General features: G+C 54.5%; 16 protein-coding genes. 7 read left to right on the top strand and 9 right to left on the bottom strand.

Translation table 11 applies throughout. From position 1 onward, the window contains the following. Positions 1 to 117 precede the first annotated feature (117 nt). Together FW415_RS00130 and FW415_RS00135 are read left to right on the top strand one after the other, a co-directional pair. Positions 118 to 879 (top strand): hypothetical protein, encoded by a 762-nt coding sequence (locus FW415_RS00130; RefSeq protein WP_148382292.1) that lies wholly within the window; start codon positions 118 to 120, stop codon positions 877 to 879. Positions 880 to 934: 55 nt separating this feature from the next. Next, entirely contained in the window at positions 935 to 1,174 is a 240-nt protein-coding gene (locus FW415_RS00135) for a hypothetical protein (RefSeq protein ID WP_148382293.1), read from the top strand. Positions 1,175 to 1,285: 111 nt separating this feature from the next. Here the strand turns inward: FW415_RS00135 and FW415_RS00140 are convergent, their stop codons facing one another. Beyond that, positions 1,286 to 2,146 (bottom strand): pirin family protein, encoded by an 861-nt coding sequence (locus FW415_RS00140; RefSeq protein ID WP_148382294.1) that lies wholly within the window; start codon positions 2,144 to 2,146, stop codon positions 1,286 to 1,288. 10 nt (positions 2,147 to 2,156) lie between these two features. Then, positions 2,157 to 2,549 (bottom strand): DoxX family protein, encoded by a 393-nt coding sequence (locus FW415_RS00145; RefSeq protein WP_148382295.1) that lies wholly within the window; start codon positions 2,547 to 2,549, stop codon positions 2,157 to 2,159. Positions 2,550 to 2,640: 91 nt separating this feature from the next. On the opposite strand from FW415_RS00145, the gene FW415_RS00150 reads away from it, so the two are divergent. Next, on the top strand, positions 2,641 to 3,024 hold the full coding sequence (locus FW415_RS00150; protein ID WP_148382296.1) for a helix-turn-helix domain-containing protein: 384 nt from the start codon (positions 2,641 to 2,643) through the stop codon (positions 3,022 to 3,024). Here the strand turns inward: FW415_RS00150 and FW415_RS00155 are convergent. Beyond that, positions 2,972 to 3,451 (bottom strand): GNAT family N-acetyltransferase, encoded by a 480-nt coding sequence (locus FW415_RS00155; RefSeq protein WP_148382297.1) that lies wholly within the window; start codon positions 3,449 to 3,451, stop codon positions 2,972 to 2,974. The two genes, FW415_RS00150 and FW415_RS00155, sit on opposite strands and share 53 nt — an antisense overlap. Before the next feature lie 217 nt (positions 3,452 to 3,668). On the opposite strand from FW415_RS00155, the gene FW415_RS25490 reads away from it, so the two are divergent. Beyond that, on the top strand, positions 3,669 to 3,794 hold the full coding sequence (locus FW415_RS25490) for a hypothetical protein (protein WP_256378903.1): 126 nt from the start codon (positions 3,669 to 3,671) through the stop codon (positions 3,792 to 3,794). 17 nt (positions 3,795 to 3,811) lie between these two features. On the opposite strand, the gene FW415_RS00160 is transcribed toward FW415_RS25490, so the two are convergent. Genes FW415_RS00160 through FW415_RS00175 form a run of 4 tightly spaced genes read right to left on the bottom strand, consistent with a single transcriptional unit; the run spans position 3,812 to position 10,812 of the window. After that, positions 3,812 to 5,962, bottom strand: coding sequence for a chitobiase/beta-hexosaminidase C-terminal domain-containing protein (locus FW415_RS00160; protein ID WP_168208604.1), 2,151 nt, complete (start codon positions 5,960 to 5,962; stop codon positions 3,812 to 3,814). Between the two features lie 22 nt (positions 5,963 to 5,984). After that, entirely contained in the window at positions 5,985 to 7,010 is a 1,026-nt protein-coding gene (locus FW415_RS00165) for a 6-bladed beta-propeller (protein WP_148382299.1), read from the bottom strand. A 22-nt stretch (positions 7,011 to 7,032) separates the two neighbouring features. Next, positions 7,033 to 8,487 carry a DUF1501 domain-containing protein gene (locus FW415_RS00170; RefSeq protein WP_148382300.1) on the bottom strand — a complete coding sequence of 485 codons (1,455 nt, stop codon included), beginning with the start codon at positions 8,485 to 8,487 and terminating at the stop codon, positions 7,033 to 7,035. Between the two features lie 3 nt (positions 8,488 to 8,490). Then, the gene (locus FW415_RS00175; RefSeq protein ID WP_246858863.1) at positions 8,491 to 10,812 is read right to left on the bottom strand and encodes a PSD1 and planctomycete cytochrome C domain-containing protein; all 2,322 of its coding nucleotides are present in this window, start codon (positions 10,810 to 10,812) and stop codon (positions 8,491 to 8,493) included. 248 nt (positions 10,813 to 11,060) lie between these two features. Here FW415_RS00175 and FW415_RS00180 point away from each other — a divergent pair, with 248 nt between their 5' ends. The 3 genes from FW415_RS00180 (at position 11,061) to FW415_RS00190 (ending at position 15,478) form a co-directional block, all read left to right on the top strand. Beyond that, entirely contained in the window at positions 11,061 to 12,194 is a 1,134-nt protein-coding gene (locus FW415_RS00180; RefSeq protein WP_246858864.1) for an MBL fold metallo-hydrolase, read from the top strand. A gap of 73 nt (positions 12,195 to 12,267) precedes the next feature. Then, the gene (locus FW415_RS00185; protein WP_148382301.1) at positions 12,268 to 13,833 is read left to right on the top strand and encodes a hypothetical protein; all 1,566 of its coding nucleotides are present in this window, start codon (positions 12,268 to 12,270) and stop codon (positions 13,831 to 13,833) included. Positions 13,834 to 13,843: 10 nt separating this feature from the next. Continuing rightward, positions 13,844 to 15,478, top strand: coding sequence for a lipopolysaccharide assembly protein LapB (locus tag FW415_RS00190; RefSeq protein ID WP_148382302.1), 1,635 nt, complete (start codon positions 13,844 to 13,846; stop codon positions 15,476 to 15,478). A 49-nt stretch (positions 15,479 to 15,527) separates the two neighbouring features. Here FW415_RS00190 and FW415_RS00195 read toward each other — a convergent pair whose 3' ends face one another. Continuing rightward, positions 15,528 to 15,947 (bottom strand): VOC family protein, encoded by a 420-nt coding sequence (locus tag FW415_RS00195; RefSeq protein WP_148382303.1) that lies wholly within the window; start codon positions 15,945 to 15,947, stop codon positions 15,528 to 15,530. 112 nt (positions 15,948 to 16,059) lie between these two features. Then, on the bottom strand, positions 16,060 to 17,334 hold the full coding sequence (locus tag FW415_RS00200) for a glycoside hydrolase family 71/99-like protein (protein WP_148382304.1): 1,275 nt from the start codon (positions 17,332 to 17,334) through the stop codon (positions 16,060 to 16,062). Between the last annotated feature and the right edge of the window lie 56 nt (positions 17,335 to 17,390).

Raw genomic sequence — 17,390 nt, forward strand, 5'->3', positions numbered from 1 at the left:
GAATTTTACTATTGAATGATTATCAATGCCTTAGGCTAAAAGCAGGTAAACAACTCTCCCCGGTGAACCTTCCTTCCCCGGATGCGTTATTTTCAGATAGCACCAAAACAATTGCTCATGGGCAGACAAACATCTTTGCTCACCTTTACGGGGAGAGTAGGCAACCTGATCGGTTACAACCGCAACGGCAAACATTTCATGCGCTGCATGCCTGAAACGGTCAGACAAACCTCCGCTACCCGCCAGGCCGCACAACGCTTCGGCGTTGCCAGCAGGAAAGGGCGTCTTATCCGAAGCGCTTTTGCGCAGGAACTGGATATCCGTTCCGACGGCAGTCGGGTTAACCGGTTGAATAAGACCATTATCAAAGGTGGGAGGAACAACCCCGGGGCCATTGCGGGCTTCCGGTTTAACCGTTATACGGGAATAGACAAGTTCTTTTGTGTAGACCCGGTACTGTCTGCTGATGGTATCCTGCACATCCCCGCACAAACGTTGAAAGACCTCAAGGGCTTCACCGCCCTGGAGGTAAAAGTGATCGCCGCGCGGATCAGCTTTGCAGAGCGTAAAGTGGTAGACACAGAAACGGCTACCCTCATCCTCAACACGCGGGAGCCTTTCGCCGGGGCGGCATTATCTGTTGACGTACCGGGGAAGGGGACATTGATTGTGATCTTACAGGTCAGGGCCATGAAGGACGGATATCCTTCCGGTAACCGGAAATACGTAGCAGCGGATATCGTAGCGGTGCAGGAACCACAAACCGGAAAGATCTTCCATCAACCACCGCCACCACCCACCACTATGCTCAGGCATATCAAAACCTCATTCCGCTCTCCAAACGGGCCATCCACCCGACACATCATACAAAGAGAATAGGTTATCCCCGCCTTGAGTACTGTATTTGGTGAGCAAACTATCCTGAAAACCGATCTTGAAAAACACATACAATAACCCGCAAATTCCCCTGCAGGCCTTCGCTGCGGGCATTCCTGTTTTTGAGCATAACACCGCCTCATCCGGTATCCTGCAAATACTCATTCCCACCTCGCCACCGGATCACCACCGCTACAAGTCCACGTTTCTCCCGGTTGCCTCCCATGTTCCATCCGCCATCCGCCCGGTATTCCTCAGACCTATACAGCCACTACAGAAGGATCATAACACCCACTGAATTGAAACAGGAAGCCGGGGGAGAAAGACAGCTACAGCCACCGAGGAAGGATCACAACACACACCGAATTAAAACAGGAAGCCGGTCGAAAGACAGCCATCCAAAAGCACCTCAGCCTCCATACATCACCCTATTCTCCTCCGGCAGACTGTTCAAATGCGGCATTTTCCCGCTGTTGTACTCCCGGTACAATCGCACAATATCCTCCCGGGTATCCGCAACAAACGGCCCGTGGCTTACCACCGGCGCCCCATGCGGCGCAGCGGCGTAAAAAATGAACCGCGTACCCTGCTCCCCTGCCTTGAATGTGATCTCGCTTTCCCCGTTGGCATCTGCCTCATCCAGCCAGGCGGACTGCCCCGCCTGCACTTTGGTGGCGCCTGCCCAAACTTCCCCTTCCAGCACATACAGGAACCCGTTATAGCGGGCGGGGATGTCCTGCCCTGCTACGGCATTTCCTGCCAGCGTGAAATCCACCAGCGTAAAGGGCGTATGATTCCGGAGCGGCGCGGTCAGGCCATTGCTGCTGCCGCTGTACACCCGTATTTGGCTTCCGCCGGTGGCGAGGGTGGGTGCGTCTTCCTGCCGGATCTGTTGCCAGAAGGGTTCCGCCCAGCGCTTCTCCGGCGGCAATACCAGCCACAACTGCAAAATATGCAGGTCCGTCCGGGATATGATCTCTTCCGAATGGATAATGCCTTTACCGGCGGTCATCAGCTCCAGGCTGCCGGTATGCCAATCCTTTTCATCGCCTTTGATCACCAGGGTCACGGTCTCGAATCCCGCATGGGGATGCGGCCTGCCCGCAGGCGTGCCGCCGGGGAGCTGCAACCTGTCGTCCATCAGCAGCATAAACGGGTCGGTACGCCTGAAATCATTGCCGTCTATAATGGCTTTGGCCACATGCCCTTCCCCCAGGAAGCCCTGGTGAGCGTGGGGAGTATGTACCCGCACAATTTTCCGCGCTATCATTTTCATCCGTTTAATCGTGTTTGATCAATCGCTGTGTGGCCGGGAACAGCTGGTGCAACAGCACCGGATACCGCAGGGCCATAGCTATCCAAAGCAGTACCTGTGCCGCCACCGCCATGGTAGCGGGATCCTGGTGCTGCAGATGCGTGGCGATAGCACCACCCAGATATGCGATCAGCAACAGCGCCCCAAGCAGGCCGGTACGCGGGATAAGGAACAGGATGAGCGACAGCAGCTCTATCACGCCTATAAGGCGGTAAGTGCCTTCATCAAAACCCACCAATGCTGCCTGCGCCAGGGCGGCCTCGTCTGGTGACAATTTCATAAATGCACTGAAGGCAAACAAAAGGCCCAATACAACAGAGATGATCCACCCAATGATCCTGATTTTCTTTTGTGACATCGTTTTCGATTTTTGATGACACAAATGTCCAAAAGAATGCTATACCTTTGTTACTTGTTACAAAAAGAATAGCGGTTACAAAAAGAATACCATGCATACAGCAGAATCCTGTAAAAAATCGCGACTGGCCATCAGGGACACGTTAGACGTTGTAGGCGGCAAATGGAAGCTGGTACTGCTTACCATCCTGACCACGGGCAAACGGCGGTTCAGGGAACTATCCAGGGAAGCGGAGATATCTCCCCGCATCCTGTCCAAAGAATTGCAGGAAATGGAACTGAACGGACTGGTGCACCGAAGGGTCTGCGAAACCAAGCCGGTTACGGTGGAATATTCCCTTACACCCTACAGCGAAACATTGAAAGAGGTGCTGGAGGCTTTAAACAAATGGGGCATGCAGCACCGGGAGCGAATGATGAGCACTACGGCCCCAACGGCAACGCCTGTTGATTCAGGGTATAGTAAAAGTGAATGACCGCTTCCTCTGCGGTTGGCCGGGTGGACCGGTAAAAGTCAATGGCATAGTCATCCACCACATCGGCCTGCACGAATACTTCTTCAAAACCTTGCTGCGCGCAATATGCATTCAATGCGGCGATCAGCTTCCCGCCTATGCCCTGCCGCTGGTACTGCGTATCTACCGCAAGATCGAACAGGTATGCCAGCGGCCTTTCCGCATAATATTGTTCCAGGGTATAGGCGGTAAGGCCTCCCACCACTTTGCCTTCAAAAAGTGCGATGAAAACGAAAAGATCTTCCCGGCCTAATAGCCGCTGCAAATGAGCTGCACCGGGCATTTGAAAGCCCTTCATCTCGAAAACCACTTCAAACAACCGGATCAGTTCCATGAATCTGTGCAGGTCGTTTTTACCAAGCCGGGAAACGGAAACGGGTAAGGTCATGAATTAGTTTTTTTTGTTCAGAGAGGTACGCCGGTCATACTTCCGCAAATGAACGGAATTCTTCCATATCATGATAACAGAAAATGCGGACCAGGGTTTTCAGCGTGATGATAGCCATATCTGAAATCTAACGAAAAAACGGCGGAGCTGTTCGCCTCTACAAAAAGAAAAAAGGACGGCAAGAATACCGTCCTCAGTTATTTTTTAACCATATCCTATGAAAAACCAAGACAAAGATGCGCCGGGAAGCGCTCTCCTCCAAGTGGAAATTGGTAAATGGCTGTTTTTAGATGGTAACCGCGTAGAATACGAGGGTGTTAACTTCGACTTAACAAAAACCTAACGTTAACGGTCACACTGTCAGTTTACGATGATCTCGCTGATGAAAACCCATCCTGGCTTGCCTTTCGCGCCATGCCAGGCGGGCAGTGAGGCCAGCGGATGCACCACCAGGCGGATGCATTGCACTTCTGCGGGCGCAAAAGTTACTTCGCCCTGGATCAGCCGGGCCGGCTCTCCTTTATCGGGCGCAGGGGGACTGACTTTGCCCAGGGGTTTCAGCTGATCTTTCTGCATACCGCCCCAAACCTCCATCTTCACCGGTGGAAAGATATGCCCGCCCAGGTTCTGCATCATGCTGAGCATCACGCTTTGTACGGTCACCGGTTTATTGAAAAGCAGGTAGTAAGCGGCTTCATTGCGCTGATAGCCAAACCATTCCCCATTGCCGTAATTGGCAAAATCACCCAGCTGGCCATCGGCAAGCAGGGCGGCGCTGGTGGGCGCATAACGGGGGTCTGCGCTCGTGGCCAGAATGATGGAATCGGGTGTTACGCCCCGTTTGATGAAAGATGACTGTACGGTTTTGCTGCCGTACCACCCGGGCTTGAAGGCCTTTGCGGTGACTGTAACGTTCTTGTCGATGGGCAACGGCGCGGTGTACACGGGGCTATGCAAACTGTCCGGCGGCGTGCCGTCCAGCGTATAGCGGATCTCGGCATCCTTGAAGGGGTGTTTCATTTCCAGCTGTATGCTTTTGTCGAAAACCCCGGCGGGCGTGCTGATCACCGGCGGGCTCAAGGCGATCACCTGCCCGTCCTTATCCGCAAAACCTGATTCGATATATACTTTCGCGAATTTCTTTTTCAGTGCGCTCACCTGGTTGCTGTCGATCTTCGTGTCCCAGATGTACACGGATGGCACGGGGCGGGCGGACAGCAGCTTATCCAGCGCGGCGGAGGTGATGCCGGTGCCGGACAGGGCCAGTTCTTCCAGGTGCTGCAGGCCGGCCAGCTCCTCCACACCGGCGGAGGTAACGCCGGTGTAGTTCAGGTTCAGCTTCCGGAGCTGCTCCAGCTGCCGGATGACCTTCATATCGCCGTCTTTCACCGGCAGCCGCGAGAGGTTCAGCTCCACGATCTGTTGCTTTAACGGAAGTATTTCTTCCAGCGATGCGGTGCTGTACACATTCCTGCCGTAAAAATTTACCGTCAGTGCCGGTGAATTTTTACCAAGCGGAACAATGCTGCGATAGTTATTATTGAGCGATGCGACCTTTTCTTCATCTGCCGCCGCAAAGTCATATACCGGTGTTGGGGCTTCTCCGGCGGCAGGGGCCAGGTAAGCGGTGGCCAGTACCCGGAAGGTATCTTTTTCAGGAAGACTGAAGAGCATTTCATCCGTAGCGGCGCCGGACTTCACCCAGGCATACAGCAATGCGGCCTCCTCTTCGGTAAGCTGCGGTTTGGATGCGGGCGGCATTCTCTTTTTATCTCCCAGCGGAAGGTGCAGGCGTTTGATCAGCAGGCTGGCGTCCGGCTGGCCGGGAATGAACAGCGGGCCGGTTTTGCCGCCGGCCATCAATCCTTTTATATCTTTCAGCGTCAGCCCTCCTTTTACGCTGGAAGCGCCGTGGCAGCTGATACATTTTTTCTCCAGGATGGGGCGCACCACATCAGCAAAGATCACGGCTTCTTCCGGGGGAACAAGCCGCTGCTCGTTGCTCCGGATGGGGGCCAGCACATAGTCTTCCCCATGCGTAAGCCCCGCGCCCCAATGCCCCGTCAACAGGATGGCGATGGCCGCGATCACGGTAAAAGGTTTTGCCAGGGATGCTTTCCGGGCGAGGAACGGATAACCGGTGTAAAATATGAATCCGGCAAGGGCTACCAGCACGCCGCCCCATTTGTGCAGCGTGAGCGTCTGCCCGGCGCGGTCGCCTTCCAGGGATAACAGCATTCCCATAATAGCGGCAACTACGGCGGATAATGCAGCGGCGAGCCTTAACAGATCGAGCCACTCATTATCGCCTTGCCGGCTTGCGGGTATCCATAATGTAAAGAATGATACCAGCAGCAATACGATGGGAAAATGAAGGAACATGGGATGCATTCTGCCTGCCACGGCCAGCCATGAAGGTATCCGCAGGAAACTTTCAAAAACTGCCAGAAAAAGCAGGAAAACCATGCCGCCGAACAAGATGCCGTTGCCTGTTGTTTTTACCTTTTGCATGAAGCGATGTTGCGGAGTGCGGTTATACTCTGGTGAATTTATAGGGATACACTTTGCCGGATGCCCATTGCGCCACATAAATATTCTCTTCGTCATCAACACATACATCATGCGGATTGGCAAATATCTTGTCCGACTGCCGCATGGGCTGCAGCTTGCCGTCTTTATACTCCGGCGCGGAACCGCCGATGTTGGATACCACCTTGTTGTCCTTATCCAGTATCGTTACAAAACCGCTGTCCGCGGCATCCAGTCCGGGTGACCGCAGTACGGCGGCATACAGGTGATCGCCTTTGATCACGGGCCGGCATACGCATGCGCCCGGCAACGCGATCACTTCCAGCAGCTTCCCTTCCGGCGAAAAACGTTTGAAACAGTGACGGGTGCGGTCGGTTACCAGCAGCGTGAGCTTCCCGCCCCTGCTGTCTGTGGTGATGCCATGCGCATTATCAAGATGTGCGGTGGTTTCCCCTCTTCCGCCAAAGACATTTTTGATCTTTCCTTTCTCATCATAATGAATGATGTGCTGCGCACCGTACCCGTCCGCGATGTAAAACTCCCCGTTGTCCAGCACGGTGGTTTCGGTGGGCACAAAGGCGTCCCGGTTTTTATACAGGCCGGTTTCCTGCGGGTAATCGATGGTGAGCAATATCTTTCCATCAAGACTGGTCTTATATACCTGGTGTTTGCTGGTGTCTGTAATGAACAGGTATTCTTCCCCTCCGGCGCTGTGCAGGCTCAGGCCGTGCGCGCCGGGGAAGTCGTGCCCCCAGCTGTGCAGGAGCTTCCCGGACTTGTCGTACACCAGCACATTGTTGCGGGTCTCGTTCGTCAGCAGGATGATCCTGCCTTTGCTGTCCTGCACCATTTCATGGCAATCGTTAACGGGGTATAACGCAGGGTTCAAAGCGCCCCATTTAGCGTTCATCCTGTAACGCATATTGTTGTGCCCGTACACCATTTCATTTTTCCCGGCAAACAGGTCTCTGGTGATGCTGAAAGCGGCAACGGCAAGCCCGGCCTGCTTCAGAAAACTTCTTCTTTTCATTCGTTCGGTTTATGCATACGTATCAGGAAATGATATCTCTTACCACATGCCCGGCTACATCGGTCAGCCGGTAACGGCGGCCCTGGAAGCGGTAGGTCAGGCGCTCATGGTCAAAGCCCAGCTGGTTGAGGATGGTGGCGTGGAAATCATTTACATGCACCGGGTTTTTCACGATGTTATACCCGAATTCATCCGTTTCGCCATACACCATGCCGGGCTTGATGCCGCCGCCGGCCATCCAGACGGTGAAGCAGCGGGGATGATGGTCCCGTCCGTAATTATCCGCACTGAAATTTCCCTGGCAGTAGTTGGTGCGGCCAAATTCACCGCCCCAGATCACGAGGGTCTCATCCAGCAGGCCTCTTTGCTTCAGGTCTGTGATCAGCGCTGCGGAAGGCTGGTCCACATCTTTCGCCTGGCCTCTCATTTCATTGGGCAGGTTGCCGTGCTGGTCCCAACCCTGGTGGTACAACTGCACGAAACGCACGCCGTTCTCGGACAGCTTGCGCGCCAGCAGGCAGTTGGCGGCGTAAGTACCCGGCACCAGGCATTCGGAGCCGTACAGTTTCACGATATCATCGCTTTCCGTGGAAACGTCCATGATCTCGGGAACAGCGGTTTGCATGCGGTAGGCCATTTCATATTGCTGGATCTTGGCGGCTATTTCCGGATCACCGAAATGTTTCAGCTGGATGTCGTTCAGCTCGGCTACCTTGTCCAGCATCTTGCGGCGGGTGGCCCTGTCCATTCCCTCGGGGTCCTGCAGGTAGAGGATGGGGTTTTCCCCGCTGCTGAACTGCACGCCCTGGTGAATGGAGTCCAGGAAACCGTTGGACCATAATTTGGAATATACGCCCTGCCCGTTGCCTTTGCCGCGGGACAGCAGCACGCAGAAGGCGGGGAGGTTCTTGTTCTCCGTTCCCAAACCGTAGCTTACCCATGAGCCCATGCTGGGGCGGTTGCCTTGCTGCGCCCCTGTCTGAAAGAACGTGAGCGCGGGATCATGGTTGATGGCTTCCGTATGCATGGAACGGATAATGCAGAGGTCGTCCACGATCTTCGCCATATGCGGGAATATCTCGCTGACCCAGGCGCCGGATTCTCCATGCTGGTTGAACTTGTAGTAAGAGCCTACCAGCGGGAAGGATTTTTGCCCGGAGGTCATGCCTGTCAGGCGCTGACCGCCACGGATGGATTCCGGCAGGTCCTGCCCCATCATGGTATTGAGCACCGGTTTATAATCGAATGTTTCCAGCTGCGAGGGTGCGCCGTTCTGGAAAAGATAGATCACCCGTTTGGCCTTTGGCGCGAAATGCGGGATGCCGGGCATAAAACCCGCTTCCTCTCCTGCCGCACCGCTGAAAAGGTCCGGCACCAGCAGCGAGCCAAGGGCTACGCTTCCGAGGCCTATGCTTAATCTTGACAGGAATTTTCTCCTGCTGATATTGAGCCCGTGTTGAAATAATTCGTTTTCCATGACTTAAGTTTTTGTGATCGCTTCCTCCAGGTTATAGATGACCTGTATGGTCCTGGCCATGGCAGCGATATCCGGTGAAGGACCGTTCTTCAGCTTGTACTCGCCCACACTGATCGCTTTCTCTACCGTTTCCGGATGGGCTTTGAAATATGCATCCTGGTCCTTTTGATATTCCAGTAAAATTTCCAGTTCCTGTTTGTCAGGCCGCCGGTTAACGATCCGCATGAAAGCATCGGTAAGCGCCGTGGCGGTATTCGTTTTGCCGGATACCAGCCGGTCCGCCAACGCTACGGAAGATTCCAGCACCGTGGGGTCGTTCATCATGATCAATGCCTGCAGCGGCGTATTGGTGCGGGAACGTTTCACTTCGCACTGGTCCCGGTTGCTGGCGTCGAATATCATCATGGACGGCGGTGGCACGGTACGTTTGATGAAGGTGTACATTCCTCTGCGGTACAGCTTGTCCCCATGGTCCTGCTTGTAAGTAGCCAGCAGTCCCCTTCCGGATGTGGCCATTTCCCACAGGCCGGGGGGCTGGTAAGGTTTTACGCTGGGGCCGCCGATAATGGGCCGCAGCAATCCGCTGCTGGACAATACCAGGTCGCGGATCATCTCCGCGTTCATGCGTATGCGCGGGGCGTAGGAAAGATAAATGTTCTCCGGGTCCGCTTTCAATTTCTCCGGCGTGATCACGGAGGACTGGCGGTAGGTGGCGGACATGCAGATCTGTTTTACCAGCCGCTTGATGTCCCAGCCGTTTTCCCTGAAATCCACAGCCAGCCAGTCCAGCAGCTGGGGATTAACGGGCAGCTCTCCCTGCATGCCGAAGTCCCCGACGGATTTCACGATGCCCCGCCCGAAGATCTCCTGCCACATCCTGTTCACAAAAACCCTGGCCGTCAGGGGATTGTCCTTATGGAAGAGCCAGCGCGAAAGCCCCAGCCGGTTGGGCGGGAGACTATCGGGGTATGCCATGATGGATGCCGGTGTACCAGCGTACACTTCTTCCGCATGCTGATCGTAGTTCCCACGGCTAAGCACATACGTTTTCCTGGCCGAGTCCAGGTCTTTCATCACGGATACCTGCAGCCGGTGGGTATCTGCTTTTTGCATGAAGCTGAGCACACCTTCCAGGTCTTCCCGGGTGATGTCCATCCGGGGATTCTTGGCGAAGGTTTCCTGCCCGCCTACGGTGGATTCCAGTCCTACTTCATTCACGCTGTTGAAGAAAGCGGAAAGCTGGAAAAAGTCTTTCTGCGAAACGGGATCGTATTTATGGTCGTGGCATTTTGCGCATTCGATGGTCATGCCCAGGAGGGCGGTGCCGAGGGTGTTGGTCCTGTCCACCACATATTCCACCCGGTACTCTTCATCTATTACCCCGCCTTCTTCGGTGATCTTGTGATTGCGGTTGAAGCCGGTGGCCAGCAGTTGCTCCTTCGTGGCATCGGGCATCAGATCGCCGGCCAGCTGCCAGGTGACGAAGGTGTCGTATGGCATGTTCCGGTTAAAGGCATGGATGACCCAGTCCCGCCAGGGCCATTGGGTACGGTAGTTGTCGTCCTGGTAACCGTGGGAGTCCGCATACCGTGCCACATCCAGCCAGGGAATGGCCATTCTTTCACCGTAGGCCGGGCGGCTCAGCAGTTCATCGATCTTCTTTTCATAAATATCCGGATCGGTGCTTTTAACGAAACGGTCTATTTCTTCCGGTGTTGGCGGCAACCCGGTGATATCCAGCGATATGCGCCGCAACAGCCTTTCCTTGTCCGCTTCCTCATTGGGAGCCAGGCCATGCTGCTCCATTTTTTGCAGTACAAAACGGTCTATTTCATTGCGGGGCCAGTCTTCATTTTTCACTTCCGGGGCCGCCGCTTTCGCGGGAGGTACAAAGGCCCAGTGTTTTTCATATTTCGCGCCCTGTTCGATCCATTTTTTGATGATGGCCACTTCCGCTACGGTAAGGGGAGGAAGGTTACTGGCGGGCGGAGGCATCAGTTGGGAGGTGTCGCTGGTACTGACACGCAGGTAGAGTTCGGACAGCCCCGGTTTGCCGGGCACAATGGCATGGGCGCCGGGATGCTCCTGCAGCGCTTTGTAAGCCTCCGCCTCAACATCCAGCCGCAGGCCGGCCTCCCGTTTGGCAGCATCGGGACCGTGGCAGTTAAAACATTTGTCTGACAGGATAGGGCGTACCTGGAAATTATAGCTGATCAGGCCGTCACCGGCATCTTTCCGGGATGGCCCGAAGAAATGCCATGCCGTGTAAATGGCAACCGCCCCTATCAGGCAAAAAAGCATGATTATCGGTAGCCTTTTCATCATAAAATGAGCATAACGTGTTGGTATCTAAAAAACTGTATCGTGGCAGTGTTGATTTGATTGATCCTGAAACCGGCGCTAACGCCGCGCTGTATCCCGTTCGCCTTAATTTAAACGGTGTGCTATCATACCTTTCTACCCTAAGATAAATCAGTTTTGGCAATTTTTTCAGGGATAATACGTCAACATGATAAGCGGCTTTGCTTCGTATAGCATAATATTGCCGGTGAACATCATAAAACATAAAACAGGTGCGGAAAAGGGGAATCATCATTTTAAAGCAGGTATCGATAACGATCCTTTCACTGATCGTATTGCTGGCCGTTGTGACCTATGCCTATACCCGGCAGGAGAAGTTCGGGCAAACGCCTTCCGGCGAACGCCTGGAACGGGTGAAACGGTCGCCCAACTACCGTGACGGCCAATTCCGGAACCAGCATCATACGCCGATGCTCACCGAAGGTTATACCTACCGGGGCGTGATGTACAATTTCCTGTTCGGCAAACAACCCAGGCTGTCGCCCGAAGGGCCGGTCCCCACCATGAAAACCGATCTCCTGGCGCTGCCGCCGGAAAAGGATGTGCTGGTCTGGTTCGGGCATTCGTCCTATTTCATTCAGCTGGATGGTAAAAAAATACTGGTAGACCCCGTGCTCAGCGATGCGGCAACGCCTGCCCCTTTTGGCACCAAAGCTTTTGAAGGCACCAACCCCTATACCGTGGATGACATTCCGGATATCGATTACCTGTTCATTTCGCATGATCATTGGGACCATGTGGATTATGAAACGCTGATGAAGCTGCGGCCCCGCATCAAAAAGATCATCTGCGGGCTGGGTACGGGAGAACATTTCGAGTACTGGGGCTTTGATGCGGAGCGGATCATTGAAAAGGACTGGTATGAATCCGCAGCGCTGGACAGCGGATTTACGGCCCATACCGTTCCGGCGCGCCACTTTTCCGGCCGCGGATTTACCGCCAACCAGTCGCTCTGGACGGCATTCGTGCTGCAAACGCCCACTTTCAGGATATTCATCGGGGGAGACAGCGGTTATGATACCCATTTTGCCGAAGCAGGTGAAAAATTCGGCGGCTTCGACCTGGCGATCCTGGAAAACGGGCAGTATGACAAAGCCTGGAAATATATTCACATGATGCCCGAAGAAGTACTGCAGGCAACGGCAGACCTGCACGCCAGGCGGTTGTTCCCCGTCCATTCCGGCAAGTTCCCCCTGGGCAATCATGCCTGGGACGAGCCGCTGATAAAGATCACCGCGCTCAACAAAAGCCGGGGCCTCTCCCTCGTCACCCCCATGATCGGGGAACAGGTCAACCTGAAAGACAGTGCGCAGGTATTCCGCGAGTGGTGGACCGGCGTCAGGTAAAAAAATACTCATTTTTAAGTATTGCCCATCCTTTTTGCTGCTTCTACATTTACCGGTCCGTAAAACACCTGTAATGAAGAAACACCTGCTGACGTGCATCCTTACCTGTGCAATGATTCCCCTGTACCTTGCCGTGAACGGGCAGACCGCCGGTTCCGGGGCCCTTTCCAGCATCGAGTCCAAAGCGGATGCCATCTCCCGTAATGATGAAAAGGTAGCGGAACTGAACCGGAAAAGAATGGATTCCTATGCCGCGGAAAACGATAAACTGCTGGAGCTGAAAAAGCAACTGGCCGATCTGCGGGCGGAAAAGTCAAGGGCCCGGTACGAACTGCAGAACGGCTACTATTGCAGCAAATGCAATACGCCCAAATCTGAATTCGAGGCCCGGGGCGAGAGCTTCGAGCGGCACCTGGCTTCCGTGAGCGGACGCGCCGTACCGGCAGATCCTTCGGTCATCAAATCCAAAATGGAGGAATATGACCGGCGCATTGCCGCCAAAGAAGCGGCGGTAAAAAAGTTCGAGCTGGAAGAAAACGAGTTCTCCCGGAAACGCGCGGATTTCGACCGGCAAATGAACGAACTGAAAGCGAACAGCGACAGGCTGCGCGAAGAGATCGTGGAGCTGAGCAAAACATACAAGGAAAAGGTAATGGCCGAAGCGAAGGCCATGCATCTCTTCTGGGCGGGCGACCTCATGCGCACCGCGGCGGAAAAACATTTCGTGGAAGACCGCATCAATATCCTGCAGGTAAAACAGAATGATCTGCAGGCGGAAGAAAGCAAGGCTACCGCAGCGCTGAAAGACAAAGTGGCGAAGAAAAATGAAGCGGACAAAAAACAGCTGGACGAAAAGATCGCGGCCAATAACTACCGCCTGCCCGCTCTTGAACAGGCTTACCGGGAACGGGCATCCCGGCTGGAAGGTCAGCTGGCGCAATGGCAGACAAGGCTGATAGCCGTGAATGCCGATCTGATCAATACTGCTTCGCTCGCCGCCGATGACCTGCAAACGCTGCAATCGGAAAAAAGTGATCTCGAAACAAAAATATCCACCGCAAGAGAGCAGCTCAGCGAATATGAAACGGCTTACAACCGTGAGCGCCAGACCATACTGGATGAAAATAAAATGCTGAGCGACAAAAAATGGGACCTGACGGTCAATCTCCCCAAAATACAGGAAGCCGCGCTGGAAGGATTGCGCGATGCCTTTACGGCCAAGCGAAAGATACTGCAGGATGCCGTGGTAGCGCGCAAAGCATCCCTGGAATCGCTGGGCAGGCTACTGCAGACCAAAAAAGACGCTTACCGGCAAAAACACCTGCAATACGCCGCCAAGGTGGACGCTGAGCGCATACGCCTGCTGCGGGCCTGCCAGAAAGCAGGTTGCTCCTGCTACGGCGTGGATACGCATGGTGAGGTGAACGGCAACTGGAACCGCACCCTGGGATGCGTAGGCGAAATGGAAGGCGCGCACGCCAGCGGCGATCCGGTGTACGGATGCGTGGAGGAAGGTGCCATCTACCAGCAGCATTATCATTCCATGGTCAACGGTCTTTCGGATGCCGACCTGGAAGCACTGCAACGCGCATCCTCCAAAACACGCTACGATATGATCTTCAGAAAAATAACCAATTAATGCCCTGCACATGAAACTACTGTTTACATGGCTGATGCTGCTCTGCTGCGGTATCGCCTACGGACAATCGAATACTTTTGCCGGTATGGAAAAGAAAATAAAAGACCGTGTTGCCGGCGGGCAATGGGATGAAGTACTGATACTCGCACCGGACCTGCTGATAGAAGACCCCACCAGGGGAGAAGGTTATTACTATACCGCCCTCGCCTTCCTGAAGCTCAACCAGCCGGACAAAGCGGAGGAATACCTGGCGAAAGCGGAACCGCCGGCGGATGGGGAATTGCAAAAAAGCATCCAGGCCCTGAAAGACGAGATCAGCCAGTACAGAACGGCGCATGCAGTATTGGAAAGTGCGCAGAAGGAAGAACAAAGCGGCAACAAAAAAGCGGCGGACGAATGGCACCGGCTTTGGGAAATGGACAAATCCCGCATCAGCTACGCCCTCAACGCCGTGGAGCTGTACGTGGAGCAAAAGAACTACCCGCAGGCGCTGGAAATACTCAATGATCCCGCACTGGCCAAAGACCAGGGCGCCAGGGCCCTCCACGCCAGGATCAACCAGACGCCGGAGATGCACAAGATCAATGGCTATAACGATGCCCTTCAACTGGGCAAAAACAATATCGCCAAAGGCAACCACAAAACCGCCATCAGCAATTTCGACGACGCCCTCCGCTTCAGGCCCAATGATACCGAAGCCCTGCAGCAAAAAAGGACGGCACAGGATGAACTGGCCTGGCAGAACGCCAGAAGCAAGAACACGATAGAATCATTCGACGCCTACATTGCCGGCAATACCATCAGGAAACACCGCACCGAAGCGGAAAATATCGTCAAACGGGCATTGATGCGGTTCGGCGGGCAGTATGCGGACAAGAACGATATTCCGCGGATGGAGTATTATCTGAACAAGTACCTGAAAGAATACCCCAACGGAAGCGATGCGGCCAAAGCGAAAGAAATGATGTGCGCCGCTTATCTCCGCGCAGCGGAACACTCCCGGCAGGAAAAATACGCATCCTCACAGGAACAGGCGCTCACGTATTACGGGCAGATCAACAAATTCTGCCCAAATGCCTACGACCTGAAAGAGCTGGTCAGGGACACAAAACGAAAGCAACTCCGTTACGGGCGCCCCGACCGGTTTTTTATCAGTTATATGTACGACAGCATCACGCCGATCGGCCTCTCCATCGGCTCCGTGAACAACCGTTCCGTGGGCATGTACCTGACCTTCCGGATGAATGAGAACTTCCTCACCAGCTCCGCCTACTACACCGTAAACAACAGCGGTGAACTGGACGGGAATGTTTACCAGGATATCCGTGCCACCGGAGAAAGCCGCAAGGGCGATGCCGATATCATGCTGGGCCTGACCAAAAAGATCACCTACCCGCTCTGGATATATGCAGGGGGCGGCGTTACCATCCATCAGCACTGGGAGGAAATGTCCACCTACAACGACAATGGCACTTACTACGAAACGGAATGGGTGAAGAACACCGATGAGAAATTCGTTAAACCCGTTGCGGAGGCGGGCCTGATCGTTGACCTGAGCGGTTTTAATATACGGGCAGGCGGCAAGATCATAGATTTCAAGGATATCTATTATACGCTGGGCGTGGGCTTCTCGTTCAAGCGTTAGTGCAGAGACGGATTATTTGCCCATTCGCGCCACCTGTCCCCTGCAACTGTTACGCTTTTGCCTTTTCGCAATTGAACATCCACACTTTGCCGAATTTGTCCTGCGCCGTGGCGAACCACGCGCCCCAGGGGGCTTGCTCCAGCGGGTGGGCCACAACTCCGCCCCCGCTCAGTTTTTCGAAGCATTTTTTTATTTCCGCTTCGTTATCAAAACTCAGCGAAATGGCCATATCACTGCCCTGGACGTACCCCGCCGGGCCGGTCATATCCGTAGCCATCAGCAGCAGGCTGTCATTCGCCAGTACGGCATGCATGATATGCTGCTGCATGCCGGCGGGGCATTGCGCGGCCAGCGGGGTTTCCGCTACTGTTTGCAACATCAGCTCCCCGCCGAAACATGCTTTATAAAAATTCATCGCTTCCCTGCAGTTCCCGTTGAATGTCAGGTAAGGTGTTGCCTGGATTGCCATATGCGTATCTTTTTTGTTGATAAAAATAGCATTGGCAAGGATTCCGGCGGGTGGCTGAAAGTGCCAAAACATGGGGGCAACCGGGACAAATTGCCGCATTATCTGCGCAACATCAGTCCCTGACCGGCATTGTCAGCGTCAGCTGTTTTTCATTCCGCAGCATCCGCGCCGCTTCTCCCGTCAGCCAGAGATAATGGTCCGAAGGCTTTCCGTCATTGCCCACGAATGAGGTGACGGTGCTGACCGGCGGGTTATCCGTGATCTTGAAGATGGCTGTAGCCTCGTTCACTTCATCGAACATGGCCACGTAGAGCATTTCCGCACCGGCATTCAGCACGGTGGAGATCTGCTGCCAGTAGAAACGGCCGCCCTGCCGCGGGATGGAGCCAACGGGCTTCACATCGTCAGGGAATTCGTACCGGCTCAGGTTATGCCAGCTGAAACCGGGATACACACAGGGAACATAGTCCACCTTGTTCTCCCGGCACCATTGCATATCGGCCAGGGTATTGTCCCGCAGGCGGTCCATATCGTTATGCAGCAGCGGTGAATAGCGTTGCACCGTCCAGGGCAGCACAATATCGCAACGGCGGATCAGCTCATGCAGGTAAGGATCATTCACACAATCCGCCCGCAATTCCCGGAATGCCGTTGGCACGCCCAGCATAACGGCGCAATGACCATATACCGGATCATGCTTCAGAAAATCGATGAACCGCTCCAGGCCGATGTTCCGGATATTGTACGGCCGGTCCGGAAAGCCAACGCCCCAGATAGCTACCAGCGGCCGGCCATTATGATGCAGGTACGTTTGCTGACCAGCCTGGCTGGTCACTTTCAGCTCATCTACCAGGTACTTCCAGTCCGCTATCAATGCGGAGCAATCCTCTCCACTGCCCTTCAGTCCCGAGAGGTCGTACATCACGGCAATGGCGCGATTGTACTTCGATGCGGCGGAGAAGGCATTCCGCAGGATGGCGGAGGACTGCGGGTCCCGGCGCTTTGCATTGCCGAAGAACCGCTGCATGAATACGCCATCGATGTTGTACTGCTGCATCCATTTGAAATGCAGGTCCGTTGTGCTTTCATCATGCGAGCTGAAGAAGCGCGCCTGATCTCCGTTCTTCAGCTTCCAGGGAGTGGGGTACGTTTTTTTGTACTCGCTTACATCCGGCCACATATCAATGCCGCTGCGCTGTTCGTTGCCGTATGCGAAACGGCGGGCGGAGGTGCCATCCCCTTCCGCCCGGAACCAGCCCTGGTAGCCGGCCATTATCAGTCCCTTGTAAGCCGGGTATGCGGTTTGTTTGCTGTGCTTCAGTTGCGCATGCGCTGCGGCCGTGCATAATAGCAGGCCGAGCACAGCGATGCTGTTCCTTATATTCATGCTGCGTATTTTAATAATGCTCCGTGAATGTTCCTGCGGGCGATGATCCTGAACTG

The sequence above is a fragment of the Chitinophaga sp. XS-30 genome (assembly GCF_008086345.1).
In the GTDB taxonomy this organism is placed as follows: domain Bacteria; phylum Bacteroidota; class Bacteroidia; order Chitinophagales; family Chitinophagaceae; genus Chitinophaga.